23 protein-coding genes are annotated in these 25,813 nt (G+C 67.5%); 16 read left to right on the forward strand and 7 right to left on the reverse strand.

Annotated elements, in window-relative coordinates; genetic code table 11:
• Nucleotides 1–3: 3 nt before the first annotated feature.
• Nucleotides 4–882 carry a sterol desaturase family protein gene (locus tag AC5P6A_RS18890; protein WP_258010011.1) on the reverse strand — a complete coding sequence of 293 codons (879 nt, stop codon included), beginning with the start codon at nucleotides 880–882 and terminating at the stop codon, nucleotides 4–6.
• 116 nt (nucleotides 883–998) lie between these two features.
• On the opposite strand from AC5P6A_RS18890, the gene AC5P6A_RS18895 reads away from it, so the two are divergent.
• From AC5P6A_RS18895 to AC5P6A_RS18925, 7 genes are all read left to right on the forward strand, one after another.
• Nucleotides 999–1,949, forward strand: coding sequence for a LysR family transcriptional regulator (locus AC5P6A_RS18895; protein ID WP_021204494.1), 951 nt, complete (start codon nucleotides 999–1,001; stop codon nucleotides 1,947–1,949).
• A 92-nt stretch (nucleotides 1,950–2,041) separates the two neighbouring features.
• A complete protein-coding gene (locus AC5P6A_RS18900) occupies nucleotides 2,042–2,692 on the forward strand; it encodes a DsbA family oxidoreductase (RefSeq protein ID WP_346715249.1) in 651 nt (216 codons plus the stop codon).
• 33 nt (nucleotides 2,693–2,725) lie between these two features.
• Nucleotides 2,726–3,733, forward strand: coding sequence for a cyclase family protein (locus AC5P6A_RS18905; RefSeq protein WP_180877645.1), 1,008 nt, complete (start codon nucleotides 2,726–2,728; stop codon nucleotides 3,731–3,733).
• A 218-nt stretch (nucleotides 3,734–3,951) separates the two neighbouring features.
• Nucleotides 3,952–4,566: a translesion DNA synthesis-associated protein ImuA gene (gene imuA / locus AC5P6A_RS18910; protein WP_019660229.1), complete on the forward strand. Its 615-nt coding sequence runs from the start codon at nucleotides 3,952–3,954 to the stop codon at nucleotides 4,564–4,566.
• 9 nt (nucleotides 4,567–4,575) lie between these two features.
• The gene (locus AC5P6A_RS18915) at nucleotides 4,576–5,985 is read left to right on the forward strand and encodes a Y-family DNA polymerase (RefSeq protein ID WP_019660230.1); all 1,410 of its coding nucleotides are present in this window, start codon (nucleotides 4,576–4,578) and stop codon (nucleotides 5,983–5,985) included.
• A gap of 6 nt (nucleotides 5,986–5,991) precedes the next feature.
• Nucleotides 5,992–9,102, forward strand: coding sequence for an error-prone DNA polymerase (locus tag AC5P6A_RS18920; RefSeq protein ID WP_180877644.1), 3,111 nt, complete (start codon nucleotides 5,992–5,994; stop codon nucleotides 9,100–9,102).
• 81 nt (nucleotides 9,103–9,183) lie between these two features.
• Nucleotides 9,184–9,690, forward strand: a complete 507-nt coding sequence (locus AC5P6A_RS18925) for a hypothetical protein (protein WP_019336451.1) — start codon at nucleotides 9,184–9,186, stop codon at nucleotides 9,688–9,690.
• 102 nt (nucleotides 9,691–9,792) lie between these two features.
• On the opposite strand, the gene ptsJ is transcribed toward AC5P6A_RS18925, so the two are convergent.
• Nucleotides 9,793–11,079, reverse strand: coding sequence for a MocR-like B6 salvage transcription factor PtsJ (gene ptsJ / locus AC5P6A_RS18930; protein ID WP_180877643.1), 1,287 nt, complete (start codon nucleotides 11,077–11,079; stop codon nucleotides 9,793–9,795).
• A 76-nt stretch (nucleotides 11,080–11,155) separates the two neighbouring features.
• Between ptsJ and AC5P6A_RS18935 the strand changes: the two genes are divergently transcribed.
• The 9 genes from AC5P6A_RS18935 to AC5P6A_RS18975 all read left to right on the forward strand — a co-directional run bounded on the left by AC5P6A_RS18935 (nucleotide 11,156) and on the right by AC5P6A_RS18975 (nucleotide 19,035).
• Nucleotides 11,156–11,929, forward strand: a complete 774-nt coding sequence (locus AC5P6A_RS18935; protein ID WP_495222363.1) for a YggS family pyridoxal phosphate-dependent enzyme — start codon at nucleotides 11,156–11,158, stop codon at nucleotides 11,927–11,929.
• Entirely contained in the window at nucleotides 11,926–12,627 is a 702-nt protein-coding gene (locus AC5P6A_RS18940) for a glutamine amidotransferase (RefSeq protein WP_180877641.1), read from the forward strand. The genes AC5P6A_RS18935 and AC5P6A_RS18940 overlap by 4 nt, the downstream gene beginning before the upstream one ends.
• Nucleotides 12,624–12,848: a hypothetical protein gene (locus tag AC5P6A_RS18945; protein WP_134730725.1), complete on the forward strand. Its 225-nt coding sequence runs from the start codon at nucleotides 12,624–12,626 to the stop codon at nucleotides 12,846–12,848. The genes AC5P6A_RS18940 and AC5P6A_RS18945 overlap by 4 nt, the downstream gene beginning before the upstream one ends.
• Before the next feature lie 94 nt (nucleotides 12,849–12,942).
• The gene (locus AC5P6A_RS18950; protein WP_180877640.1) at nucleotides 12,943–13,449 is read left to right on the forward strand and encodes a hypothetical protein; all 507 of its coding nucleotides are present in this window, start codon (nucleotides 12,943–12,945) and stop codon (nucleotides 13,447–13,449) included.
• A 124-nt stretch (nucleotides 13,450–13,573) separates the two neighbouring features.
• Nucleotides 13,574–14,083, forward strand: coding sequence for an RNA polymerase sigma factor (locus tag AC5P6A_RS18955; RefSeq protein WP_111099238.1), 510 nt, complete (start codon nucleotides 13,574–13,576; stop codon nucleotides 14,081–14,083).
• A complete protein-coding gene (locus AC5P6A_RS18960) occupies nucleotides 14,080–15,006 on the forward strand; it encodes a FecR domain-containing protein (protein ID WP_164145150.1) in 927 nt (308 codons plus the stop codon). Before AC5P6A_RS18955 ends, AC5P6A_RS18960 begins: the two co-directional genes overlap by 4 nt.
• Nucleotides 15,007–15,070: 64 nt before the next feature.
• Nucleotides 15,071–17,542, forward strand: coding sequence for a TonB-dependent receptor (locus AC5P6A_RS18965; RefSeq protein ID WP_134730733.1), 2,472 nt, complete (start codon nucleotides 15,071–15,073; stop codon nucleotides 17,540–17,542).
• Nucleotides 17,529–18,329 (forward strand): ChaN family lipoprotein, encoded by an 801-nt coding sequence (locus AC5P6A_RS18970; RefSeq protein ID WP_111099241.1) that lies wholly within the window; start codon nucleotides 17,529–17,531, stop codon nucleotides 18,327–18,329. Before AC5P6A_RS18965 ends, AC5P6A_RS18970 begins: the two co-directional genes overlap by 14 nt.
• The gene (locus tag AC5P6A_RS18975) at nucleotides 18,322–19,035 is read left to right on the forward strand and encodes an energy transducer TonB family protein (protein ID WP_346715248.1); all 714 of its coding nucleotides are present in this window, start codon (nucleotides 18,322–18,324) and stop codon (nucleotides 19,033–19,035) included. Before AC5P6A_RS18970 ends, AC5P6A_RS18975 begins: the two co-directional genes overlap by 8 nt.
• Here the strand turns inward: AC5P6A_RS18975 and AC5P6A_RS18980 are convergent.
• From AC5P6A_RS18980 to AC5P6A_RS19000, 5 genes are all read right to left on the reverse strand, one after another.
• Nucleotides 19,032–19,466, reverse strand: coding sequence for a RidA family protein (locus AC5P6A_RS18980; protein WP_019660241.1), 435 nt, complete (start codon nucleotides 19,464–19,466; stop codon nucleotides 19,032–19,034). The genes AC5P6A_RS18975 and AC5P6A_RS18980 overlap by 4 nt on opposite strands.
• Nucleotides 19,467–19,589: 123 nt before the next feature.
• The gene (locus AC5P6A_RS18985) at nucleotides 19,590–20,492 is read right to left on the reverse strand and encodes a cation diffusion facilitator family transporter (RefSeq protein WP_019660242.1); all 903 of its coding nucleotides are present in this window, start codon (nucleotides 20,490–20,492) and stop codon (nucleotides 19,590–19,592) included.
• A gap of 28 nt (nucleotides 20,493–20,520) precedes the next feature.
• The gene (locus tag AC5P6A_RS18990; protein ID WP_180877638.1) at nucleotides 20,521–22,809 is read right to left on the reverse strand and encodes an Orn/Lys/Arg family decarboxylase; all 2,289 of its coding nucleotides are present in this window, start codon (nucleotides 22,807–22,809) and stop codon (nucleotides 20,521–20,523) included.
• A 20-nt stretch (nucleotides 22,810–22,829) separates the two neighbouring features.
• Entirely contained in the window at nucleotides 22,830–24,182 is a 1,353-nt protein-coding gene (gene adiC / locus AC5P6A_RS18995) for an arginine/agmatine antiporter (protein WP_021204506.1), read from the reverse strand.
• Between the two features lie 76 nt (nucleotides 24,183–24,258).
• Entirely contained in the window at nucleotides 24,259–25,707 is a 1,449-nt protein-coding gene (locus AC5P6A_RS19000; protein ID WP_180877637.1) for a DcaP family trimeric outer membrane transporter, read from the reverse strand.
• Nucleotides 25,708–25,813 lie beyond the last annotated feature (106 nt).

Consider the following 25,813-nt stretch of genomic DNA (forward strand, 5'->3'; position numbering starts at 1 on the left):
CAATCATTCGCGCCTGCGCAGGCCTTCCGGCAACTCCGGCACCTCGCCATGCGGCAGTTCGCGGAACGGCGCCAGCAGCTGCCCCGGATAATCGCGCGGATAGTCCGGTTGGCTGCCGATGCCGAGGTCGCGTTGCTGCAGCCGATAGCCCGGTGCATCGAAGGCGGTCCCCAACAGGTGATCCCATGCGGTCAGGAACAGGCCGAAGTTGACGTCGCCGGCGGTGCCGTAACGCATGTGGTGGTAGCGGTGCAGCGGCGCCCATGCCATCACCCGGCCCAGCACGCCGGGACGCATGTCCACGTTGGAGTGCTGCAGCAGCAGCTGGATGGCAATGGCGAAGGCCAGCACCGCAGCCACCGGCATCGGCAGGCCCAACAGCAGCAGCGGCAGTACGCCACCCACCGCTTCGGCCGCCTGGTGCAGCGGGTGTTTCATCAGCCCGTTGAAGCCGTACATGCGGGTGACGCTGTGGTGCACCGCATGCAGCCGCCACAACCAGCCGATGCGATGGCTGGCGTAGTGCACCAGGGTGATACCGAGATCAGCGCAGACGATGGCCAGCAGCGCCTGTAGCGCGAATGGCCACTGCAGAGGCCAGGCCTGCCATGGAATGATTGCCGCCAGCAGCGGCACCGCCGCGATCGACAGCAGGTTCAGGCTTTCATTGACCAGTGCATGCAGGGCGTCACGCAGGCTGTCGCCGTGGTCGTGATTGAACGCGGGGTCATACGGCCACGCGCGCTCGGCGGCGAACGAAACCGCAATGGCGGCCGCCAGCAAGGCCAGCAGCCACAGCGGGTCACCGTGGCAGTGGCCGATCCAGACGACGGCAGTGGCGACGAATCCAAGCAGGAACAGCGGGGCATACAGGCGGAGCATCCAGTGCTTCATGGGCAACCCGGAAAGTGAGGGGCCTGCATGCTGGCGTGGCGTGTGGATTGCTGGCTTGAACAAACGGCGCAACCCTGCGGGCACCACGCTTCCCACATCCACGCATGGCGTGGATCTACAATGGCGCCCTCATCGCGCCCGGGGCCGGCATGGATTCCTTCAACCTGATGCGTGCCTTCCGTCGCATCGTCGAACGCGGCGGGCTCGCTCGTGCCGCCGAAGACCTGGGCATGTCGCCGGCCGGGCTCAGCAAACAGCTGCGCACGTTGGAAGCGCATCTGGGCGTGGTACTGCTGCAGCGGACCACGCGGCGCATGAGCCTGACCGAGACCGGCCACGCCTATTATCGCGAATGCTGCCGCCTGCTCGACGAACTGGACGCATTGGAACGTGGCATCGCCGAACAGCGTGGCGAGGTGGCCGGGCGCCTGCGTGTCAATGCACCGCAGTCGTTCGCGCTGAGCACGCTGTCGCCGCTGCTGCCCCGCTTCCTGCAGCAGCATCCGCAGCTGTCGCTGGACCTGGTGATGGAAGACCGCCTGCTCGACGCGGTCGGCGAAGGTTTCGATGTGTCGCTGCGGCTGCGTGCCGAGCTGGATGATTCACGCCTGGTGGCGCGCCGGCTGGCGTCGCTGCAGCAGGTGCTGTGCGCGGCCCCGTCCTACCTGCGGCAGCATCCGGCACCGCAGGCGGTGAACGATCTGCAGGCGCACAGCGTGCTGGCCTACAGCCTGTCCGACTCCCCCGGCAGCTGGCCGTTGCTCGGCCCTGATGGCCAGGTGACGATCACCCTGCCAGCGCGCGTCACCGTCAACAACAGCCTGCTGCTGCGCGACCTGCTGGTGGCCGGCATGGGCATCGGCGCCCTGCCCTCGTTCCTGGCGGCACCCGCACTGGCCCGTGGCGAACTGCAGCAGGTGCTGCCCGACCACCGCTATCCGCCGCGCTTCGTGCATGCGGTCTACCCCACGTCGCGCCATCTGCAACCCAAGGTGCGTGCCTTCATCGATTTCCTGCACGCCGAGCTGCCCGGCTGCGCTGGCCTGGATTCGTAACCGCCAGCGAAAACTGAGCTGCCCGCGGCGTGCTGTTTCGGCCACGCCGCGCTGCCTACTCTGCCGCCTCCCCTCTCACCGATGGCAGGCAGATGTCTTCCGTTCCTTCCCCCGCCACCGCCGCGCCGGTGGTCGATTTCTTCCACGACGTGGTCTGCGGCTGGTGCTTCGTGCTGGCCCCGCGCCTGCAGCAGGCCTGCGCCGAACTCGGCATCCAGGTACGCCACCGCAGCTTCGTGCTGCAGGACTCGCGCGCGCAGATGGTCGAAGTGTTCGGCTCGATGGAGCGCGCCAAGGCGATCATCCTGCGCCACTGGACCGACTGCGCCGCGCATGAAGACACCGCGCGCATCGATATCGAGGGCATGCGCGCACAGGACTTCGAGTATCCGTCCGGCTGGCTCGGCGCACTGGCCTGCCAGGCCGCTGGCATGCTCGGTGGCAACGACGCCCATGGCGCGATGTTTGATGCCGTGCAATGGGCGCACCTGCACCAGCACCGCAACATCGGCGACGCCGAAGTACTGCTGGATATCGCCGAATCGCTGGGCCATCCACGTGGCGCCTTCGCTGACCACATGCGCAGCGACGCACTAGCCCGGCGCGTGCAGGCCGACCGTGCCGAAGCCGCGACCCTCGGCATCCGCTCCATTCCCACCGTGATCGGCGGCAACGGCCTGCGCCTGCAGACCCTGCCGCTGCCACACCTGCGCCAGGCCCTGGCGCACCTGGTCGCGGCCTGAGCCGCGCCCCCCCACCCTGCAAGGAGACTCCCCATGACCCCACGTACCCTGGCCACCGCGCTGGCCCTGCTGCTGGCCGGCACCGCAGCTTCCATCACCGTATCCGCGCACGAACGCGTCCCCTCCGGCCAGCAGGTCGGCACCAGCCCCTGGGGGCCGAAGGACGAGATCGGCCGCCTCAACCTGATCACCGAGGCCTCGCGTGCGGCGATCCTGTCGCGGGTCAGCGGCGGCAAGGCCTATGACCTGGCCACCGAATATTACGTCGGCATGCCCAGCTGGCAGGATGCCGGCGACCCGCACTACCAGTTCTGGATGACCCACACCCCGCGCGGCACGGTGATGGATGATCCGATGGGCGTGGGCGAGACCATGAACCTCACCCGCAGCTACACCGGCACCGCGTTCTCGATGTACAGCCACACCGGCACCCACATCGATGCGCTGAACCACTTCGGCATCCATGGAAAGATCTGGAACGGCTTCGAGGCCGACAAGCATCTCGGCGACCGTGGCTGGAATGTCACCGGCATCGAGAAGTTCCCGCCGTTGATCGCGCGTGGCGTGCTGATCGACGTGGCCACTGCCAAGGGCGTGGACATGCTGCCGGACAGCTACCGCGTCACCCGCCAGGACCTGAAGGATGCGCTGGCACGCCAGAAGGTGAAACTGCAGCAGGGCGACGTGGTGCTGATCCGCACCGGCCGCATGCGCCTGTTCGAACAGCCCAGGGCCTACATGGCCAACCCGCCGGGCATGGGCCTGGATGCGGCACGCTTCCTGGTCGAGGACGGCGGCGCGATGATCGTCGGTGCCGACAACCTCAGCTTCGAGACCTTCCCCTCCGAGGTGTCCGACGACTACGTGCCGCTGCACACCTACCTGCTGGCACAGCAGGGTGCGCCGATCATCGAGCTGGTGGCGCTGGACGAACTGGCCCGCGACAAGGTCTACGAATTCGCCTTCATCGGCGGCCCGCTGAAGATCCGCGGTGGCGATGCCGCGCCCCTGCGCCCGGTGGCGTTGCCGGTCCACCCGTAACCGCATCCTGTGGGTGCCGACCTTGGCCGGCACTCCTACCCCCTTCAGCAACCTGAAACCCGGCCCTCGGATTTCATTAGTAATTCTACTTACAATGCGAGTAGCATGTCTGGTCTCAGCCCCTGATACCGGCCCGTCGATACTCGCGCCATGCCCGCCGTTTCCGCCCGTTCCTGCCGTTTCCAGCCCACCCGGCGCCTCCCCGGGAGGATCGGCTGATGGGTGCGGTCGTTGCCCTCGACCGGCTGCTGGACGGGCGCCAGCTGTGGCGCGGCCCGGCCCGCCAGGGCCCAGCCAGCGACCATCTGGCCAGCGGCCATCCGGCACTGGATGCACGCCTGCCCGGCGGTGGCTGGCCGGCCAGCGGACTGTGCGAGGTGCTGCAGGCGGCGCCCGGCGTTGGCGAACTGGCGCTGGTATGGCCGGCACTGGCCAGGCTGAGCCAGCGCGACCGCCCGATCGTCCTGGTCGCTCCGCCCTACCGTCCGCATGCCCCGGCCTGGGCCGCCGCCGGGCTGGACCTGGGCCAGTTGCAGATCATCCACGCCGCGCCGAAGCAGGCACTGTGGGCCGCCGAACAGTGCCTGCGCTCTGCGGCCTGCGCGGCGGTACTGTGCTGGCCGCACCAGGCCGACGACCGTTCACTGCGCCGGCTGCAGGTGGCTGCCGACAGCGGCCAGTGCTTGGGCTTCGTGTTCCGCGAGGCGCAGGCCGCGCGCAATCCCTCCCCGGCCAGCCTGCGCCTGCAGCTCGACCACGGCCAGGTGCGGGTGCTGAAGTGCCGTGGCGGGTTGCCGCCGGCGCAGCCGTTGCCGCTGGCCATCGCCCACTGAGGACGCGCCATGCACTGGGCCTGCCTGTTGTTGCCGCAGCTGGCGCTGGACAGCGTGCTGCGCCTGCAGCCGGATCCGCAGCGGCCGCTGGTCCTGCTGCAGGGGCCGGCGCAGCGTCGCGTGCTGCGCGCGGTCAGCCCGTCGGCACGTGCAGCAGGGCTGCGCCCGGGCATGCTGCTTTCGGCTGCGCAGGTACTGGTGCAGGACATGCAGCTGCACGACTACGACCCGAGTGCCGAACAGCACACCCGGCAGCTGCTGGCCAGCTGGGCCTATGCCTACAGCTCGCAGGTCAGCCTCGATTTTCCGCATGCGCTGGTGCTGGAAATCGGTGCCAGCCGCGCCCTGTTCGGTGACTGGCTGACGATCCAGCAGCGCCTGCGCAACGAACTGCACGAACTCGGCTTCCGCCACCGCCTGGTGGCCGCGCCTACCCCACATGCCGCGCGCGTGCTGGCCAACGTCCACGATGGCCTCGGCCTTGATGCGCAGCAGCTGCCGGCGGCGCTGGCGCAGCTGCCCCTGGCACGTTGCGGCCTGCCCAGCGAGGCGGTGACCGTGCTTGGCCGTTCCGGCCTGCGCACGCTGGGGGCGGTGCTCAAGCTGCCGCGCGACAGCCTGGCCCGGCGCTTCGCCCCCGAGGTCCTGCAGCAGCTGGATGCATTGCGCGGGCTGCCCACCGCGCCATTGCGCTACTACCAGCCACCGGACCGTTTCGATGCGCGCATCGAATTCGAATACGAGATCGAATCCAGCCAGGCCCTGCTGTTCCCGCTGCGCCGCCTGCTGCTCGACCTGGCCGCCTTCCTGTGCTCGCGCGATGGCGGCGTGCAGCGCTTCGACCTGCATTTCGAGCATGACCTGTTGCCGGCCAGCGTGCTGACCATCGGCCTGTTGGCGCCCGAGCGCGATCCCACGCTGCTGTTCGAGATCGCACGCAACCGCATGGAAGCGTTCGCCCTGCCGGCCGGCAGCCGCGCACTGCGACTGCAGGCCGAACAGCTGCCGCCGTTCGTACCCGCCGCGCGTGACCTGTTCGATACCCGTCCGGCGCAGGCGATGCCGTGGAACCAGCTGCGTGAGCGCCTGCGCGCGCGGCTCGGCGATGACGCCGTGCAGCCGCTGGCAGTGCAGGCCGACCATCGTCCCGAACGCGCCAGTGGCACCCAGCCACCGGCCAAGCCCCCGTCGTACTGGCCACTGCGCCCCGGCTGGTTGCTGGATGCGCCGCAACCGCTGCGTGATCCGAGGCTGCGCATCGTCACCGGACCGGAGCGGATCGAATCGGGCTGGTGGGACCAGGCCGACGCGCGCCGCGACTACTACGTGGTGGAAACCGCGCATGGCCAGCGCGGCTGGGCTTTCCGTGACCGCAACAATCCACATGCGCCGTGGATGCTGCACGGCTGGTTCGGCTGAGCCGCCATGCACAGCGAACTGCCCGGCTACGCCGAACTGCACTGCCTGTCGGCCTTCAGTTTCCAGCGCGGTGCTTCGATCGCCGAAGAGTTGTTCGCGCGCGCCGCGGGCCAAGGCTACCGCGCGTTGGCGATCACCGACGAATGCTCGCTGGCCGGCATCGTGCGCGCCTGGCAGGCAGCGAAGACACATGGCGTGGCACTGATCGTCGGCGCCGAATTCCAGGTCGAGGACGGGCCGAAGCTGGCCCTGCTGTGCACCGACCAGACCGCCTATGCCGGGCTGTGCCAGTTGATCACGACCTGTCGGCGGCGGGCTGCCAAGGGCGAGTACCGCTGCCTGCGCGACGATCTGCTCGGCCTGCCCGACGGTTTGTTGTGCCTGTGGCTGGACCGGCAGCCATCCGCCACCGATCTCGAGTTGCTGCGCACCGGCTTCGATGATCGGCTGTGGCTGGCGGTGGAACTGCACCGTGAACACGATGACGCACGCCGCCTGCAGCAGCTGCGGGCCTTCGGCGAACGCCACCGCCTGCCCTTGGTCGCCAGTGGCGATGTGCATATGCACGTGCGCCGCCGCCGTGCCCTGCAGGACACACTGACCGCGATCCGCCACCGCTGCAGCGTGGCCGAGGCCGGCTGGCGCCTGTTTCCCAATGGCGAGCGCCACCTGCGCCCGCGTACCGCGCTGGCCCAGCTGTATCCGCCCGAACTGCTGGCTGAAACCCTGCGCATCGCCGAACGCTGCCACTTCACCCTGGAACAGCTGCAGTACACCTATCCGCGTGAGCTGGTGCCCGAAGGACACGATCCGGACAGCTGGCTGCGCGTGCTGGTCGAGCGCGGCATCCGGTGGCGCTGGAAAGGCGGCATCGAAGCGAAGCAACGCACGCAGATCGAGCACGAACTGGCGCTGATCAAGCAGAAGAACTACGCCTCCTACTTCCTCACCGTGCAGGACATCGTGCGCTTTGCGCGCACCCAGGACATCCTCTGCCAGGGCCGTGGCTCAGCGGCCAACTCAGCGGTGTGCTTCGTGCTGGGCGTGACCGAGATCGACCCGGCACGCAGCAACCTGCTGTTCGAGCGCTTCATTTCCGCCGAGCGCGACGAGCCGCCGGATATCGACATCGACTTCGAGCACGAGCGTCGCGAGGAGGTGCTGCAGTACGTGTTCAAGCGCTACGGCCGCGAGCGCGCCGCACTGACCGCGGTGGCGATCAGCTACCGTGGCCGCAGCGCGATCCGCGACGTGGCCCGCGCACTGGGCCTGCCGATGGACCAGGTCAACGAACTGGGCGCGGCGATGGACCACTGGGGCGGCAACATCCCATTGCCGGAAACCCTGCGCGAGCGCGGTTTCGATCCGGACACGCCGTTGATGCGGCGCCTGCTGGCGCTGACCGCCGAGCTGATCGACTTCCCGCGCCACCTGTCGCAGCATCCGGGCGGTTTCGTCATCTCCGAGCATCCGCTGTCGACCCTGGTGCCGGTGGAGAACGCGGCGATGGCCGATCGCACCGTCATCCAGTGGGACAAGGACGATCTGGATGCCACCGGCCTGATGAAGGTCGACTGCCTGGCATTGGGCATGCTTACGGCCATCCGCAAGTGCCTGGCGATGCTGAAACAGCATGGCCTGCACGAAGGGCGCATGGACGCCATCCCGCCCAAGGATGCAAAGACCTTCGACATGATCTGCGCCGCTGACACCATCGGCGTGTTCCAGATCGAATCGCGCGCGCAGATGGCGATGCTGCCGCGCATGCAGCCACGCACGTTCTATGACCTGGTGATCGAGGTGGCGATCGTGCGCCCTGGCCCGATCCAGGGCGACATGGTGCACCCCTATCTGGAGCGGCGCCGGATCCTGCGCGAACAAGGCCCGGACGCGTTGAACGACCCGGACAACCCGCTCTACCCACCGCAGCTGGAACGCGTGTTCGCACGCACGCTGGGCGTGCCGCTGTTCCAGGAACAGGTGATGCAACTGGCGGTGGAAGCAGCCGGCTACACGCCGGGCCAGGCCGATGCCCTGCGCCGCTCGATGGCGGCGTGGAAGCGCCGTGGCGGTCTGGAACCGCATCGCGAGAAGCTGCTGGCCGGCATGCTGGAGAACGGCTTCAGCCGCGAATACGGCGAGCACCTGTTCGAGCAGATCAAGGGCTTCGGCGATTACGGCTTCCCGGAAAGCCACGCCGCCAGCTTCGCCCTGCTGACGTACAACAGCTGCTGGCTGAAATGCCACCACCCGGCCGCATTCACTGCCAGCCTGATCAACAGCCAGCCGCTGGGTTTCTACAGCCCCGACCAGCTGCTGCAGGACGCGCGGCGGCATGGCATTACCGTTCTTCCCGTGGACGTACGCCACAGCGACTGGGACTGCACGCTGGACTTCAGCAGGGGGCCGGCGGCGATCCGCCTGGGCCTGCGCCTGATCGACGGCTGCAACGAAGGTGCCGTGCAGGCCATCATGCGCGAGCGCGCGCGGCGCCCGTTCGACGACATCGGCGACCTGTGCCAGCGCACCGCACTGGACCGCCGCCAGCAGGGCCTGCTGGCCGATGCCGGGGCACTGCGCGGGCTCAGCGGCCATCGCCATCGTGCACGCTGGGATATCTCGGGCGTAGAGAACCGGCTGCCGCTGTTCGACCAGGCCCGTGCCACTGCCGAAGCCCGCGTGCCCCTGCCACTGCCCAGCGCCTGGGAGGACATGCAGGCCGACTACCGCAGCACGGGCACCACCCTCGGCCGTCACCCGATCTCGTTCCTGCGCGCGCAGCTGCGTAGCCGTGGCTGCCTGGATGCCGCACAGCTGGCCGGGCACGGCCATGGCCGTCGCGTGCGCATCGCCGGACTGGTGCGCATGCGCCAGCGGCCACAGACCGCCAGCGGGGTGACTTTCCTCACCCTCGAGGACGAGACCGGCATGGTCAACGCCGTGGTCTGGCGGCACCTGGCCGATCGCCAGCACCGGGTGCTGGTCGATACCCAGCTGATGCAGATCGATGGTCGCCTGGAACGCGTCGATGGCGTGCAGCACGTCATCGTGCAGCGCATGCACTGCCTGGATGAACTGCTGCAGGGACTGCGCAGCCACAGCCGCGATTTCCACTGACGATACACAACGTCACACAACGAACTGGCCATAGCCGGTCCGCATCCGCTATCGTCGGCACATCCAAGGAAGGACGACCCGATGCCCCGTGCGCTGCTGCTGACCACCCTGGTGGTCTCGACCCTCGCCCTGCTGGTTTCCGGCTGGACCGCCTGGAGCCTGCATCGCAGCCAATCACCACAGCGCATCATCGAGGCGCGCGGGCTGGTCATCCACGATGCAAGCGGCCAGCCGCGGGTGATCCTCGGCGCACCGGTTCCCGATCCGCTCAGCCAGGGCCGCACCCAGGGGCCGCGTGCCACCGCCCTGTCAGGCCTGATCCTGCTCGGTCCCGATGGTTCCGAACGCGGCGGCTACGGCACCAGCGACCGCGGCGGCGAAGCCCTGCTGACTCTGGACGATGCCACCGGCACCACTGAAGTATTCAAGGTCGTCGCCAACCCGGACCGCGGCGCCAGCCTGATGGTCAAGCACCAGAACAACACCGGCGCCATGCTCACCTCCTGGCAGGGCAAGCCGGAGCTGATGTTCGTCGATGACAGCGGCCAGTCCTACTACGTGCGCCCCGGCGCCAACGCCGCGCCCTGATCTGCTTGTGTAGCGTCGAGCCATGCTCGACTGCTTCTATCAACAGCAGCCGAGCATGGCTCGGCTCTACAAAGGCGAAGCAACGTCGAGCATGGCTCGACGCTACAGAGCGAACACCGCCGCCAGGTCATCCGCCAGCTGCCGCAGCTGCGCTGTCCCCAGCGCAGCGCAGGTGATGCGCAGGCCATGCCCCGGCGCTGCCACCGAGAACACTTCGCCCGCGCGCACATGCCATCCACGCGAAGCCAGGGCCAGCACCTGCGGATGGCTGTCGGCCTGCAACGGCAGCCACAGGTTCAATCCTTCCATCGGCGACGGTGTCGGCAGGCCACGCGCATGCAGCAACTCCTGCAGCGAGCGCAGGCGCTGCTGGTAACGCTCACCTGCCGAAGCGATCTTCGCCCGCTGCGTTGCCGACGACAGCACCGAGGTCGCCGCATCCTGCAGCAGGTGACTGACCCAGCCGGTGCCGGACGCCAATCGCAGCCGCAGCCGCATCGCGGTCTCTTCATCGCAGGCCAGCCAGGCCAACCGCAGGTCCGGGCCGAGCGGTTTGGACAACGAACGCAGCAGCGCCCAGCGCCGGCCATCCAGCGGCAGCACCGAGTGATAGGCCTGCTGCGAGAGCAGCGCGTAGTGATCGTCGAACAACACCGCCACCTGCGGATAGGCCGCCAACAACTGCCGCAACGCCCGCGCCCGCTTCGCATCCAGGCTGGCCCCGGTCGGGTTGTGTGCCCGCGGGGTCAGCAACACCGCGCGTGCACCGGCCTCCAGCGCCTGCCGCAGTGATTCGACCTGCATGCCATGCGCATCCACCGCTACCGGCAATGGCGTGTGGCCCACGGCATTGAGCACATTGAGGCTGCCGAGGAAGCACGGATCCTCCACCGCGATGCGATCCCCCGGCAGCAGCCACGCCGACAGCAGGCGTTCGATGCCATCGACCGCACCATGGGTCAGTTCCAGCGCATAGCCCTCCGGGCAGTCCGCATCCAGCGAGGCGCGTGCCAGCGCCTCCAACCTCGGTTCGACCGTGCCCACGCCATACAGCCGTGGTGCGGCCGGGGCCAGGCGCAGGTTCGGCAGCAGGCGTGGATCCGGGTTGCCACCGGCCAGGTCCTGCAGGGCCAGCCCGGGCGTACTGCCTTCACGCGCCAGCGGCGGCGGCAGGCCACGCACCACCGTGCCGCGGCGGCCCGCCGTGCTGGCCAGGCCCGCCGCATCCAGGCGCTTGTAGGCAGCAGCCACGGTGTTGCGGTTCACGCCCAGCTGCTCGGCCAGTTCACGCACCGGCGGCAACACGCTGCCGGCCTGCAGGCGGCCCTTGCCGATGCCGTCGCGGATGCTGTCGAAGATCGACTCGGCGCTATGCCCGGTGATTTTCATTTTGTCCTATGCCAAAATATCTCTTGTCCTGTGCCAGTGTATCCCACCCTGGCCACCCTGCATTGGAGGTGCCCGCATGCCCCTTGCCGCTGCCGACTGGCCCGCCGCCCAGTCCGTTGAACAGATCGCCGCCAACCTGGTCACGGTGCGCCAACGCATCGCCGATGCCTGCGCCCGCGTCGGCCGGGACCCGGCCAGCGTGCGCCTGCTGCCGGTCAGCAAGACCGTCGATGACGCCCGCATCCGCATGGCGGTAGCCGCAGGCTGCCACGAACTGGGCGAGAACAAGGTGCAGGAGGCACAACGCAAGGCTGAAACGATGGCCGACCTGGGCGTGCACTGGTCGGTGATCGGCCATCTGCAGACCAACAAGGCGCGCTACGTGGCGCGCTTTGCCAGCGAGTTCCAGGCGCTGGACAGCCTGCGCGTAGCCGAGGCCCTGCAGCAGCGCCTGCAACTGGAAGACCGCACGCTGGATGTATTCGTGCAGGTCAACACCTCGGCCGAACCGAGCAAGTACGGCCTGGAGCCCGACGCGGTCGAGGCCTTCGTGCAGCAGCTGCCGGCCTTCGATCGCCTGCACGTGCGCGGCCTGATGACCCTGGCCATCTCCACCCCCGATGTCGAGCGCGTGCGCGCCTGCTTCGTGCGCCTGCGCGAACTGCGCGACCAGCTGCAACGCACCGCCCCGCCCGGCCTCGACCTGTCGCAGCTGTCGATGGGCATGTCCGGTGATTTCGAAGTGGCCATCGAGGAAGGTGCCACCGTGGTCCGCGTCGGCCAGGCCATCTTCGGTGCCCGTGCCACCCCGGACAGTTTCTACTGGCCGAACAGCGGAGCACCGGCATGAAGCACGCGGTTGTCCTGCAACACGTTGCCTTTGAAGACCTTGGCACCCTGAAACCGTTGCTGCTGGCGCAGGGCTGGCAGCTGCACGTGCTGCAGGCCGGCGTCGATGTGCTCGATGGCGCCGATACCGCCGATCTGCTGGTCGTGCTGGGCGGTCCCATCAGTGCCAATGACACAGGGACCTATCCCTTCGTCAACGACAGCATTGCCCTGCTGCAGCGCCGGCTGCAGCGGCAGCGGCCGACCCTGGGCATCTGCCTGGGTGCACAGCTGATGGCGCGGGCACTCGGTGCCAGTGTCGCTCCCAGTGGTGGCAAGGAAATCGGCTTTGCGCCACTGCTGCTGACCGATGAAGGCCAGCGTTCTCCGCTGCAGTCCCTGCAGGGCATTCCGGTACTGCATTGGCATGGTGAAGCGTTCGAACTTCCGGCCGGTGCACGCCGCCTGGCCAGCACGCCGGCCTGCCGTCACCAGGCATTCGCCATCGGCAGCCACGCACTGGCCCTGCAATGCCATCCGGAACTGGACGCCCGCCAGTTCGAGCGTTGGCTGATCGGCCACACGCTGGAGCTGGCCCAGGCCGGCATCGATCCCAACGATCTTCGCGCGCAGGCGCGTCGCTATGGCGCACCACTGGCTGCGGCCGCCACCGCGATGTTCGACCATTGGCTGCAGGACCTGCCGGAGACACCACAATGAACTACCGATTGCAGATCCACCGCGATGGTGCCTACTGGGGTCACTTCGACTGCAGCGGCCCCGATGCCCTGCAACGCATGGACGCCATCGCCGCACAGCTGCCTGCCGATCAGGGCTTCCAGCTGAAACGGCAGAAAGGGGTCAGCGAAGAGCGCATCCTGTCCAGCAATGCCGATGGCCTGCGCGTACTGGCTTCGCAGATCCAGTACCGCGACATCTGACCCGATGGTAGTGCCGGCCGCTGGCCGGCATCCGAATCTTCCGGCCAACGGCCGGCACTACCCTGGCTGTTCGCCCGCGTGCGAAGCTTCACGGATGCTGACCCTGCAACGCGGCAGCCACCACGGACTGCTCATCGCCCCGCGCTGGCCCTCCACCCGCATCCAACTGGAAGAAGAGGTACTGCAACGCCTGCTCGACGCGCAGGCAATGCTGCCTGCCGGGCTGCGCCTGCTGCTCACTCGTGGCTTCGAACCCAGCCACAGCCGTCTCGGCGGCTTCCGCCGCGTGGTGCGACGGCTCGGCATTGCAGTGTTCCGCACCTGCTACCCGCAGCGCCGCGATGAGATCGATGCCATCTCCGGTACCAACGGCCACGACATTGATGGCCGTCATATCGATGTCTCACTGGTACTGCACGGCAAGCGGCTGCGGCTGCTGCCCCTGGGCGTGTTCACCCCACCGCGCTGGCAGGATCGTCGCATCGCCCATCATGCCGAAGCGGTCGCGCGGGTGAAGCGCAGCCTGCAGCATTGCGGCTTCGAACTGCATCGCAACCCCACCGAAGCCCTGCAGATCCACTGCGACTACCGCCCGCGCTGACGCTGCGGCGGCCCATGCGTACTGCGCCTCATGCTATAGATGCAAATGATTCTCTTTTGCTGTAAGGTGCAGCTGCTGCCCTTGCCGCCGCGGGCTGTTCCCTTTCCCAGTTGTCGCCCGCCCCGTGTCCACGCCTGTCGAACCGACGGATGTCGCGCAGCTGTGCGCAGCCCATTACCGGCCGCTGCACACCCATGTCCGCCGCAAACTCCCGCAACGCAGCGACGCTGATGACGTCGTCCAGGAAACCTGGCTGCGCGTCGTCAAAGTCGCCACCAGTGGCCTGCTGAGCAATGGCCGCGCCTATCTGTACCGCGTCGCCCACAACCTGATCGCCGATCACTACCGGCAACGCCAGCGCCGTCGCGAAGAGGTGCTGGATGACACGCAGTTGAATGCCATCGCCGATCCTGCGCCGCTGCCCGAGCAGCGACTGCTCGACGCCGAACAACTGCGCCACCTCGACGCGATCATCGCCGCGCTGCCACCACGCTCGCGCCAGGTGTTCCTGCTGGCCCGTGTGGAACAGTTGGCGCTGGCCGAGATCGGGCGCCAGCTGGGGATCAGCCGGCAGACCGCGCACGGCCATCTGCTGCGCGCCCTGGTCGCGTTGCAGCAGGTGCCGGGCGCATGAGCCAGGAGACCATTGCACGCGAAGCTGCACGCTGGTGGCTGGATGCGCACGACGGCGACCGCGATGAGAACGCGTTCGAGCAATGGTGCCGGGCCGATCCACGCCATGCGGCGCAGTACCTGCACCTGCAGGAGTTGTGGCAGGCCGGTGCGGCGACGCCCAGCCTGCAGCGGCAACAGCAGCGCAGGCAACGCCGTCGCCTGCGCGAAGCCGGCATTGCGGTTCTGTTGCTGTGCGCGCTGGGTCTCTACAGCCGCCATGCCTCGCCACACGTGGCACAGGTACTGCGTACGGCCGCTGGCGAGATCCGCGAGGAAACGCTTCCGGATGGTTCGCATGTCCTGCTGTCACCTGGCAGCGAAGTGAAGGTGCGCATCGATGGGCAGCGCCGCCAGCTCCAGCTGCAGCGCGGCCAGGCCTGGTTCCAGGTCGCCGCCGATGCCGACCGGCCCTTCCAGGTGCATACCCCACAGGGCACCGTCACTGCACTGGGGACCGCATTCGATCTTGCCGTGCAGGGCAACAGCAGTGTGGTCACCGTTACCGAGCATCGCGTGCGCGTGGACAGCGGCAACGTCAGCATGCTGGCCGACGACGGCGAGCAGCTGCGCTTCGATGGGCAGGCAACAGCCCATGCAACAACGGCTGCCCCCGGAACATTGGCCTGGCGCGAGCGGCGCCTGCACTGGGTCTCGGCCCCGCTGGCCGACGTCACGCAGGGCCTGGACCGCTGGCATGGCGGGCATACGTGGGTCGTCGGCGAGCAGCTGCGCCAGCAGCCGGTCACCCTGCTCGGCAGTGCCGACGGTGCAGCCAGCAATCGCGACCAGCTGGCCACGCAACTGCAGGTGCGCGTGCTGCGCCTCGGCGCGGGCATACAGGTGTGGCTGCCGCCACGCAGGGAGCAGCGTGATGGACCCTGACATCCGGCCTGCGACGGCGTCTACCCAGGATGACGACGTTCTGCGTCAGCCCCTGGAGCCCCCGATGCTGTGCCCCCGCCCCCTTGTCCTTGCCCTGTCGCTGGCCTGCACCAGCGCCCTTCCGCTGCTGCCCGGCAGTGCCCACGCACAGACCGCCACACGCACCTACGATCTGCCCGCCCAGCCGCTGGCGGCCGCGCTGGACGCCTACAGCCGGCTGACCGGTGTCGACCTGGTGATAGGCGCGGCGCTGCCTGCCGGGCATTCGGCCCCTGCTCTGCGCGGTGACTTCGACGATGCGCAGGCCCTGTCGCGCCTGCTGGCAGGCAGCGGCCTGCGACCGCGCTTCGTCGATGCGCGCCGCGCCGCCCTGGAACCGGCGCCGGCTGAACGCGCCGATGGCAGCCGTCGCACCGGCCCGCTGCGGGTGCAGGGCACTACCGCGCACGGCCAGGCACCGGGGGGCGGCGCCAGCCAGTATGTACCGGCCACCCGCGATGGCTTTGCGCCCTCGGTCGGCAGCGAGCGCGTGGCGATGGCCGAACGCCAGGAAGGCAACAGCCTGCTGCGCTCGATGCCCGGCACCCACAGCTTCCATTCGCGCAGCCAGCCGGGCCTGCAGGTCAACATCCGCGGCATGACCGGTGCCGGCCGGGTCAACACCATGATCGACGGTGTCACCCAGACCTTCCGCAACAATGCCGGGCATGGTTCGGGCGGTCCGTTCGCCTATGTCGATCCCTTCCTGCTGGCCGGTGTGGACGTGCAGCGCGGTGCGGTCGCTGGCGGTGACGGCGCTGGTACGCTGGCCGGCAGTGCCAACTTCCGCACCCTGGATATCGACGATCTGCTGAGTGAGGGCCGTGACTGGGGCCTGCGCGCCGGCTATCGCCATGGCAACAACGGCTATGGCAGCGGCCGCACCTTCGCCGGTGCATGGCGCCACAGCGAAGAAGGTGGCGACCGTCAGTTCGGCCTGCTGGCCGCCGCCAGCAGCAGCCGCAGCAGCGAATACGCGACCGCGCGTGGGCAGAAGAACAGCGCCGACCCCGGCAGCCAGCAGCCCAGCAGCTGGCTGCTGAAAGCACGCCTGCAGCCCAGCGACCAGCATCGGCTCGACCTGAGCCACATGCGTTACGAAAACGACTTCTACCACAACTACCCGTGGCAGATTTCCGCGCGCAACCAGCGCGCCAGCTACCAGTACACGCCCTATTCGCCATGGATCGACCTGCGCGCGACCTTCGCGAGCAACAAGACCCGGCTGTTCTATCCGCCGGTGGAAGATTCAAGCTACATCGGCCGCCGCACCCACAGCAGCCTGAGCAGCTGGACCGTCGACAACACCAGTCGCTTCGACATCGGCGCACTGCAGGCGCGCTGGAACACCGGCATCAAGCACCAGTCGGACATCTATGTGGCCGATACGCCCATCCTGCGCGGTGCCAACCCGCAGGGTCGCAGCCAGCTGGACAGCGTGTTCAGCACGCTGGAACTGCAGTACGACATCTACGCGCTGACTGCCGGCCTGCGCCAGGACCGCTTCGGCATCCGTGGCCACATCCCGGTGTGCTCGGATGTACCCGGCCAGTGCGCGGAGATCAATGGCGGCGACATCGACGTGCGGCGCAGCGAGCGCGCACTCAGCCCGAGCCTGGCGGTTTCACTGCAGGCCACTGACTGGCTGCAGCTGTTCGCCGAGGTCTCGCGGACGTCGCGTCCGCCGCGCGTGCAGGAGATGTTCTTCGAGAAGATCCCGCTGGAAGGCATGAGTGATGCCGATGGCGTTGGCGCCAACCCGTTCCTGCGCCGTGAGCGATCGCGCAACCTGCAGTTCGGCGCCAACCTCAGCGCCTCCTCGCTGCTGGTCGACGGCGACCTGGCGCAGCTGCGGGTCACCCGCTTCGACAACCGCATCCGCGACTACATCAAGCCGCAGTACCTGCTGATCGTGCATCCGCCGGAAGTGGAACCGTTCGTGGTGCCGATCGACGGCGATCCGCAACTCACTGCCTGGACCGATGCACTGGACGTGGACGACTTCAGCACCACCACGCGCTGGATGAACCACCCCGGCGTGGTGCGCATGCGCGGTATCGAACTGGAAGCGCATTACGCCAGCGAGCACTACCACACCACGCTCAGCTGGACCCGCTCGCACACCAGTGCGCCGGCCATCGAGTTCGTCAACCTGGAAGACATCACCTCCCTGCCCGACCGCTACTGGACGCTGGACGTGGGCGGCCGCTGGTGGCAGCAGCGCGTGCAGGCCGGCCTGCGCGCCGAGTACTCCGGGCCGACCGAGGAAGGCTACGACTTCTTCCAGACCCGCAAGACCGGCGGCACCGGCGTGCTGCTGGACTTCTACGCGAGCTTCAAGCCCCAGGCCAACACCACGCTGTGGCTGAACATCGAAAACCTGCAGAACAAGGCCTATGACAACAATGCCTCGATCGACAGCATCTTCAGCCCGATCCTGGACCGCGGCAACGGCCGTGGCCGCACCGTTTCGATGGGCGTCAATGTGGCGTTCTAGCCGTCGCTGGCTGCCCGTATGCCTGCTCGCGCTGGCCGCGGTGGCTGGCGCGCAGCCGGTGCCCGGCACAGTGATCGACCTGGCCACTGGCCAGCACCTGGACGAAGCCGCATTCGTGACACGCGCGGCGGACGCCCAGCGGCTGTTGCTGGGTGAACGCCATGATCTCGCCGGAGACCACGCCGCCCAGCGCTGGCTGCTGCAGGCCCTGCAGCGGCAGCGCCCGCAAGGTTCACTGGTGCTGGAAATGATCGCCAGCCAGCGCCAGCCACGCCTGCAGCGGGTGCAGCGCTGGCTGGCCAAGGGCAACCAGGCCGAAGGTGCACGCCTGCGGGAACTGCTGGACTGGGATACGCGCTGGCCGTGGGCCGCGTATGGCGGGCTGGTACGGGAGGCTGCCGATGCAGGCACGCCGTTGTTCGGCGGCAACCTGTCGCGTGCCGAGGTCAACGCGCTGCTGACCTCGACCGAGGGCGTGCGATTCCCGGTGGCCGCTGCCCGCCAGCGCCTGTCGGCGGTGGTGCTGGCCCAGCACGCAGACGCGGCACCGATGCTGGAAGGGATGCTGGCCGTGCAACAGGCCCGCGATACGCGCATGGCGCGGGTGCTGCTCGATGCGCCCGCGCCAGCGCTGCTGGTAGCAGGTCGCTGGCATGTACTGCGCGGTACCGGGGTACCGGGCTACCTGTCACAGGATACGCCTGCGCTGGTGATCGCATTGGCTTCACCGGGTGAAACCGTCGATGCAGCTGATGCCGATCTGCTGTGGGTGCTGGACGATGAGTGAGCGTGGCCAACACTGGCAGGCGATCGCGATCACCGTCGTCCTGCATCTGCTGCCACTGCTGCTGTTGGTGCACTGGGTCGCGATGCCGCCGATGCTGCCGCCGCCGGAGCAGGACGTGCGCATCAGCCTGCGCCTGCTGGCACCGGCCACGCCGCCGCAACCGGTGGAGGAACGCCAGGCCGAGACCCCCAGCCAGGCGCAGCAGGCCCGCGCCTCGCAGCCCACGAAGTCGCCGCCGCCACCCAAGCCTACGGCGGCACGCGAGGGAGAGCTGGCCGCCAGCGAAACGGGTGGGACGGCCCGCCAGCCACTGCCAGTCGCCCCGCCTGCGGCCGCGACCGATGCAAGTCCCGCACCGGCATCGATCACGGCCGCGCCGCCCGCTCCAGACGCGCCACCGGCAGACTTCCAGGCCGGCGCCGCCAGCGACCAGTGGGAAGCCCGCCTGATGGCGCGGCTGGAGCGTTACCGCTACTACCCTGCCGCCGCGCGCTCGCGCCGGCAGCAGGGCACTGCGTGGGTCAGGGCCAGCATCGACCGCGAAGGTCGCTTGCTGGCGCTGCGGCTGGAGCAGTCCAGTGGCCAGCCGATGCTCGATGACGCCGCGCTGCAGACCTTCCGTCGCGCGCAGCCGCTGCCGCCCATTCCCAATGAACTGAAGGCACCGCAGGAGCTGGTGGTGCCGGTGGAGTACTACCTGCGCTAGGCGGCATAAGCCTCCGCCTCGATCTCGAACAGCATGCCGTCCAGCGCCAGCCGCGGCACCGGGATCAGCGTGCAGGTGGGCGCCGAGCGGTTCGGCCAGCGCCGCCGCACCTGATGGGCGATGATGCCCAGCCGGTCTTCGTCGTGGTCCACCACCAGGATGCGCAACCGTGCGACATCGGCCAGGCTTGCCTGCGCCGACCGCAGCGCGATCTCCAGGTTGTCCAGCGCTTGCCCGACCTGTTCCTCGAAACCGGGGGAGAGATGGCCATTGGCATCCTCACCGCCCTGCCCGGCAATATGGATCACCCGCGCGGGCAGGCGCACCACCGCCACGTGCGAGTAGCCGTTGGCCGAAGGATCGTAAAGCCCCGCAGGATTGAACAGTTCCAGCAGGCCATGGCCGAGGCCCGGGGTGGTCAACAGGTTCATGCCGCGCGCCTCGTGGGGGATGCGAGGCAGTCTGCGACCTCAACATTGGTTCAGGTCAAACAGATCCGGTGCAACAGACCGGTCCGCCACGCGCAACGATCGCGCCCACGTGTAGATCCCGGCTCACGTCCACGCCGGATCGGCAGTGAAATCGATGGTCAGCCAGAACGTGCTGCCCCGCGCATCCAGCCGCACGGCGATCTCGTCGCGCATCGCATCGACCTCCCCCACTGAGCCGAGCGGCGTGGCCGGATCAGCCAGCACATGGATCTCGATGAAGCGCATCCGCCCCATCTTCGCCACGTGGCTGGTGAAACCGAGGTAGCCACGCTCGGCCACGAACGCCTGCATCACCTGCTGCACGCGCCGGTCCAGATCGTCCGGCGCAACCTGCAGCACTTCACGCATGGCCTTCCACGCGCTGCGCGCCGGGACCGGCAATACCGCCAGGCTGATCAACGCCAGCACGATCGAATCCAGATACGGCACCCAGTGGTGCCACTCACCGCCATGCAGGACCAGGGCCAGTATGAAGGCCAGCACTACCGCCAGGCTCATCAACCCACCCAGCAGCCAGCCCCGTACATCCAGCCACAACAGCGCCGAGCGCAGGCGCCGCGCCCGCTGGGCGACGAACGCCGCCATCGCCAGGTTGCTGGCACTCAGCAATGCCGCCCACCACAGCGCGGGCCCTAACTTCACCTCGTGCCCGCCCGTGGTCAAGCCGATCACGGCGTTGGCCAGCGCATACACGCAGGCCAGCGACAGGATCACCCCGCCCAGTGCCTCGACCATCGGTTCCAGGTGCCAGTAGCCGTACTGGAAGCGCGGGCTCTGTTCCCGCGCCACCAGCCGCAGTACCGACAGCGACACCAGGGTCAACGCAACGTCGACGAGGCTGTACACGCCGTCGAACAGGATGGCCTGCGATCCCACCAGCAGGCCACCGCTGAAGCCGACCACGCTGACCGCGATGGTGACCCCGATCGAGAACTTCAGGATGCGTTGCTCGCGCGCGGTATCCATCGTTCGCCGAAGGGCCGACCGTCGCCGGTCAGGCCTTCAGTACCTCCACCTTGTACGAGGTCACGTCGCCGTCGTGCTCGATGATGAGCCCGTGCACGTCCGACTCGAAGCCCGGGAAGCGGGCATTCTGCTCACGGGCGATGCGCAGCGACTGGATGATCGGCTCATCGCTGTCGCCAAAGCGCTCGCCCGGCATGATGGTCGGGATGCCCGGCGGGTACGGAACCAGCATGGTCGCCGCAATACGGCCACTGATCTGCTCGATATCGACCCGCTCGATCTCGCCCTTCACCAGGTGGTTGTAGGCGTCGGCCGGGGTCATCACCGGTGTCGGCAGATCCACGTACATCTCGCGCATCACCTTGGCCACGCCGAATTCCTGGTTGAACGAATGAAGCGCGTCGCACAGGTCGCGCAGGCCCCAACCGGCGTACGCGTTCGGATAATCAGCCGCCAGCGTGGGCAGTGCCTGGCTCAGCGGCGCGTTGCGGTCATACAGTTCCTTGAATGCCATCAGTTCGGTGACCAGGGTGCTCCACTTGCCCTTGGTGATGCCCATCGAGAACAGGAACAGCACCGAGTACAGGTTGGTCTTCTCCACGGTAATGCCGCGGCCCCACAGGAACTTGCTCAGCACCGCCGCAGGGATGCCCAGCTTGCCCATGCTGCCGTCCATCGCCAGGCCTGGGGTCAGCAGGGTCACCTTGATCGGGTCGATCAGCACATAGTCGTCGACCAGGTTCTCGAAGCCGTGCCAGTGTGCGTCCGGTTGCAGGTACCACTCTTCGCGCTTGGCCACCATCGGCGCCGGCGTATCTCCCTTGTCCAGACTGCGCTCGAGCCTGGTCGGCTGCCATACGCTGAACCACCAGTCGTCGCGCCCCAGGTCATCGCGGACATGCAGCATCGCGCGGCGGAAGGCAATCGCCTCGTCATGCATTTCCTGCACCAGCGAGCGGCCGGCATCGCCTTCCATCATCTTCGAGGCCACGTCACAGGCGGCGATCACCCCGTAATGCGGGCTGGTCGAGGTATGCATCATGAACGACTCGTTGAAGCGCTCGGCATCCAGGTTCCGTTGCGCCGAGTTGCGCACGTGGATCATCGACGCCTGCGAGAACGCCGCCAGCAGCTTGTGGGTCGAATGCGTGGTGAAGATGATCGCATCCTGCTCACGCGGCTTGCCCTTGGCCATGCCGTAGTGGTTCTCGTAGAAAGGATGGAACGCGGCGTAGGCGTACCAGGCTTCGTCGAAATGCAGGAAGTCGACCGCGCTGCCGATTTCGTCGGCAATCTTCTCGGCGTTGTAGCACAGGCCGTCGTAGGTCGAGTTGGTCACCACCGCGATGCGCGGCTTGGAGCCAGCCTGATAGGCCTTGCTGGCCAGCGGATTGGCGGCGATGCGCTCCTGCAACGATTCCGGCGTGAACTGATCCAGGCTGATCGGGCCAATGATGCCGTGTGCATTGCGGCTGGGGGTGAAGTACACCGGTACCGCGCCGGTCATGATCAACGCATGCAGCAGCGACTTGTGGCAGTTGCGGTCGACGAACACCACGTCGCCGCGCGCCACCGTGCCATGCCAGACGATCTTGTTGGCGGTGGAGGTGCCATTGGTGACGAAGAAGGTATGGTCGGCACCGAAGTTGCGCGCCGCCTCTTCCTCGGCATCCTTGATCGGGCCGGTGTGATCCAGCAGTGAGCCCAGCTCCGGCACCGAGATCGACAGATCGCTGCGCAGGGTGTTCTCACCGTAGAACTGGTGGAATGCACGGCCCACCGGTGACTTGGTGAACGCCACACCGCCGGCATGGCCCGGCGTGTGCCAGGAGTAGTTCGACTCGGCCGCATGGTGGATCAACGCCTTGAAGAACGGGGGCAGCAGGTTCTTCATGTAGTCTTCGGCCGCGCGCATCACCTGCCGCGAGATGAAGCTCTTGGTGTCTTCGAACAGGAAGATGAAGCCGTGGATGTATTTGAGCAGCTTGCTCGGCACCTTCTCGATGGTGCGGCGCTCGCCGTACAGGAACACCGGCAGGTTGGCGCGGCGCGCGCTCTGCTCGCGCAGGAAAGCGGTCAGGCGCTGGAACTCGCCATCCACCTCTTCACTGCCGTCGATCGAGATCAGCACCGCCGAGGCCGCCACGTAGGTGCGGGCGCCGGCCCGGGCATCATCCAGGTTCAGCCCGCACAGCACGCGCTGGTCATTGCTGCGCAGCTCTTCCACCAGCGCACGGATCAGGATGCCGCCGATGCGCGGCGACTCGTAGTCGTTGTCGATGACAATGACCGGATAGTCCAGGGACTTGAAGTACACGTCGATTCTCCTTGTCGAACTCAGGAATGCCGGGCGCCGGCGCTGATGGCCGATGCCTCGCGGGCGCGCTGCCGCTGCTGGCGGCGCTCCTCGCTGAAGAAGGGATAGAACACGGTGATGAACAGCACGAACAGGAAGGCGTACTGCACGATGGTTCCCGACGAGCCGTAGATCGCCCACAGGCAGTACACGACGGTCAGGCTGGTGAGCGTCCAGAACGCACCGGTGTGGACCAGGGTGTGCGAGCGCTCGACCACGAAGTAGCAGGCCACGCACGAGTAGATGTAGGGCAGCAGGGTCAGCACCACCGCCGCCGACGTGATCACGTCGAACTGGGCCGATGCGGTTTCCGAGGTGGAGGTGACCAGCACTGCCAGGGTCATCAGCACGGCCACGATCAGCACGCCCTTGACCGGCACGTCGTCCTTGTTGGTCTTGCTGAAGATGCTCGGGAACAGGCCATCATCGGAGGCCGCCTTGGCACTCTGCGCGGTCAGCAGGATCCAGCCACCCAGCGAACCGGCCGCGCCGATGAACGCGCACAGGCTGACCAGTGCACCGCCCCAGCCACCGACGGCCTTGGCCGCGGCCAACGCGAACGGTGCGTCGGACACCTGCAGTTCCGCGTTCGGCACCATGCCCATGATTACCGAGGAACTGGCGATGTAGGCAATGGCAGCCAGGAACACGCCGGCCAGCGTCGCGCGGGCGACGTTCTTCTCCGGATTTTCGACCACACCGGCAGTCACCGATGCAGACTCGACGCCGATGAAGGCCCACAGGGTCAGTGCCGCGGCGCTCGAGATCGCACCGAAGTTCGACTCGCCAGACACGTTGTAGGCGCCCTTGAAGATGTCGGCATCGAAGAAGAACCAGCCGAAAATGGCGATGCCCAGGATCGGCACCAACGCAAAGCTGGTGGTGACCGTCTGCACGCGGCTGACGAAGGCCGGGCCGATCACGTTGGCAAAGCTCAGTGCCCACACCAGCACCAGCACCGCGATGCAACGCACCAGTGGCTCGGACAGGATCGGGAAGAAATAGCTGAAATAGCCCACCGCCGCGATCGGGATGGCGACGTTGCCGATCCAGTTGGCGAACCAGTAGATGGTGTTGGTCTGGAAGCCCATGTACGGCCCGAACCAGTCGCGCGCGTAGGCATAGGGACCGCCCGCCTTTGGGGCGAGCTTGCCCAGCTTGGCGAACACGAAGGCCAGCAGCAGCGCACCGGCGGTGGTGATCAGCCAGCCCCAGATCGAGGCGGTACCGATCTTGGCCAGGCTGGACGGCAGCAGGAACACGCCTGAGCCCATCATGTTGCCGGCGACGAGGAAGGTGGCTCCGACCACCCCGATTTTCTTTGCTTCTGCCATGACGATCTCCGGTACTGGCATGAGCCCGGCAGCACCGGGCGTGGGGACGGTTGCGCTGGCTTACGACCGCTGGCGCCTATTTGATGAAGTTGTATTGCAGGCTGCCCTGCACCCGGACCGTGTCGCCGCGTGCGCCGCCCTGCTGTTCCAGGCGGCCGTACAGCAGCTCCATGCCCATCGTCCACGACGGCGCGGGGCTCCAGATCAGGTTGAATACGCCGTACCGGCTCTGCCGGAAGGCATCGGCCGCCAGTGCGGCATTCCGCTCCAGGGTCAGCTGGCCGAAGATCAGGTTCGATCGCCACAGCTCGGACCAGTAGTGGGTATAGCCGACGAAGCCGCCGTGCAGGTCCAACGCGTCGAGGCGGCCATCGGCACCGACCACCGCGTCCAGCCCGGAGCCGGTCAGGTCGGCGGTATAGCGGCTGAGACCGCGCCCTCCCAGCGCACCGAACAACAGCAGGTCGCGCTCGCCCACCGACGCCGAGCCGCTCAACTGCACGCCGCCAGCCATGCGCCGGTCGCGCTCGTTGTCACCGTCGTATGCCAGGCTGCGTGCCACTGCGCCCAGTTGCAGGTGGCCCCAGTCGCGTTCCATGCGCGCAGTGACGGTCACGTCCGGCAGACGGTTCACTGCAGCGCGCTCTTCGCTGGCACCGGCAAGTTCGGTCTTCGGATCTTCGGCGGCGACGGTCAGGGTGTTGCCCTTGCCCAGCGCAAAGCTATGGTGGATGCCGGCCACCAGCAGATAGCCCGCGCCGCCTGGACCAGCGAAATCCAGCGTGTCGGGCAGGCTGTCCGGATCCATGAAACTGGAATAGCCATAGCCGGCATAGGTGTTGCCGAGCTGGCCATAGGCGTGACGCAGCCGGAATTCGTAGCCATCGCTGCTGCCGAAGAAGTCGTTTTCCAGGTAGAAGCGGAGGTTGCCGTGCGTGGTCGGGCGCCGCGCCTCGAAACTGAAGCGGGTCTGCTTGGCGTGGATGTTGAAGTTGGACACGTCACGGTGGCTGCCACCGACCGGCATCGACGAAGGAATGAACTGGTCCTCGTCACCGGCTGCGCGGGAATCCGCGATGGCATCCAACTTGGCATAGCCGCCGATGCGGATCACCGTATCAGTACCGGGAATGGCAAAGAACCCCTTCAGATCGGGATCGGTCGGGCCCGCGGCACTGTCCGGACGCGATGCCGCCGTGGATGGATCGGCGACCGAATCGCGTTGTGGCAATACGGGCTGGGCGACACCCGGCACCTGGGTGGGATGGATCACCCCCGTCGTGGCCGCTGTGGGGGCGAAAGATAACGCTCCGGGCTTCGCCTGTGCCTGCGGCTGCGCCTGGACAGGCGCATGATCCCGCTGCTCCAGCCGATCCAACCGCTGCTGCATGCCTTCCAGCGCCTGGCGCATGGCGGCAATCTCACGCCGCAGTGCCTGCGCATCCTGCTCATCACCCTGTTGCGCGTACGCCGGCATGACCGCCAGTGCCCCAAGACATGCCAGATTCAGTACCGCCATACGCATTGCATCCTCCCCGGACGAACACTCGCATCACGGTTCCGGAGCGCACGCATGCGCCGCCCTGGCCTCGCGTTGCCGTTGCTGGAAATGCGGGTACTGCGTCGACGAC

This window comes from Stenotrophomonas sp. YJH_SMC_20 (assembly GCF_059367845.1).

Bases quoted from the DNA above. Each gene is read 5' to 3' on its own strand.
- ptsJ (WP_180877643.1), bottom strand. From the start codon at position 11,079: ATGAAAATCACCGGGCATAGCGCCGAGTCGATCTTCGACAGCATCCGC.
- adiC (WP_021204506.1), bottom strand. From the start codon at position 24,182: ATGGCAGAAGCAAAGAAAATCGGGGTGGTCGGAGCCACCTTCCTCGTC.
- AC5P6A_RS18950 (WP_180877640.1), top strand. From the start codon at position 12,943: ATGCTGACCCTGCAACGCGGCAGCCACCACGGACTGCTCATCGCCCCG.
- AC5P6A_RS19000 (WP_180877637.1), bottom strand. From the start codon at position 25,707: ATGCGTATGGCGGTACTGAATCTGGCATGTCTTGGGGCACTGGCGGTC.
- AC5P6A_RS18975 (WP_346715248.1), top strand. From the start codon at position 18,322: ATGAGTGAGCGTGGCCAACACTGGCAGGCGATCGCGATCACCGTCGTC.
- AC5P6A_RS18985 (WP_019660242.1), bottom strand. From the start codon at position 20,492: ATGGATACCGCGCGCGAGCAACGCATCCTGAAGTTCTCGATCGGGGTC.
- AC5P6A_RS18960 (WP_164145150.1), top strand. From the start codon at position 14,080: ATGAGCCAGGAGACCATTGCACGCGAAGCTGCACGCTGGTGGCTGGAT.
- AC5P6A_RS18920 (WP_180877644.1), top strand. From the start codon at position 5,992: ATGCACAGCGAACTGCCCGGCTACGCCGAACTGCACTGCCTGTCGGCC.
- AC5P6A_RS18945 (WP_134730725.1), top strand. From the start codon at position 12,624: ATGAACTACCGATTGCAGATCCACCGCGATGGTGCCTACTGGGGTCAC.
- imuA (WP_019660229.1), top strand. From the start codon at position 3,952: ATGGGTGCGGTCGTTGCCCTCGACCGGCTGCTGGACGGGCGCCAGCTG.
- AC5P6A_RS18980 (WP_019660241.1), bottom strand. From the start codon at position 19,466: ATGAACCTGTTGACCACCCCGGGCCTCGGCCATGGCCTGCTGGAACTG.
- AC5P6A_RS18915 (WP_019660230.1), top strand. From the start codon at position 4,576: ATGCACTGGGCCTGCCTGTTGTTGCCGCAGCTGGCGCTGGACAGCGTG.
- AC5P6A_RS18965 (WP_134730733.1), top strand. From the start codon at position 15,071: ATGCTGTGCCCCCGCCCCCTTGTCCTTGCCCTGTCGCTGGCCTGCACC.
- AC5P6A_RS18895 (WP_021204494.1), top strand. From the start codon at position 999: ATGGCGTGGATCTACAATGGCGCCCTCATCGCGCCCGGGGCCGGCATG.
- AC5P6A_RS18940 (WP_180877641.1), top strand. From the start codon at position 11,926: ATGAAGCACGCGGTTGTCCTGCAACACGTTGCCTTTGAAGACCTTGGC.
- AC5P6A_RS18890 (WP_258010011.1), bottom strand. From the start codon at position 882: ATGCTCCGCCTGTATGCCCCGCTGTTCCTGCTTGGATTCGTCGCCACT.
- AC5P6A_RS18935 (WP_495222363.1), top strand. From the start codon at position 11,156: ATGCCCCTTGCCGCTGCCGACTGGCCCGCCGCCCAGTCCGTTGAACAG.
- AC5P6A_RS18905 (WP_180877645.1), top strand. From the start codon at position 2,726: ATGACCCCACGTACCCTGGCCACCGCGCTGGCCCTGCTGCTGGCCGGC.
- AC5P6A_RS18970 (WP_111099241.1), top strand. From the start codon at position 17,529: ATGTGGCGTTCTAGCCGTCGCTGGCTGCCCGTATGCCTGCTCGCGCTG.
- AC5P6A_RS18925 (WP_019336451.1), top strand. From the start codon at position 9,184: ATGCCCCGTGCGCTGCTGCTGACCACCCTGGTGGTCTCGACCCTCGCC.
- AC5P6A_RS18900 (WP_346715249.1), top strand. From the start codon at position 2,042: ATGTCTTCCGTTCCTTCCCCCGCCACCGCCGCGCCGGTGGTCGATTTC.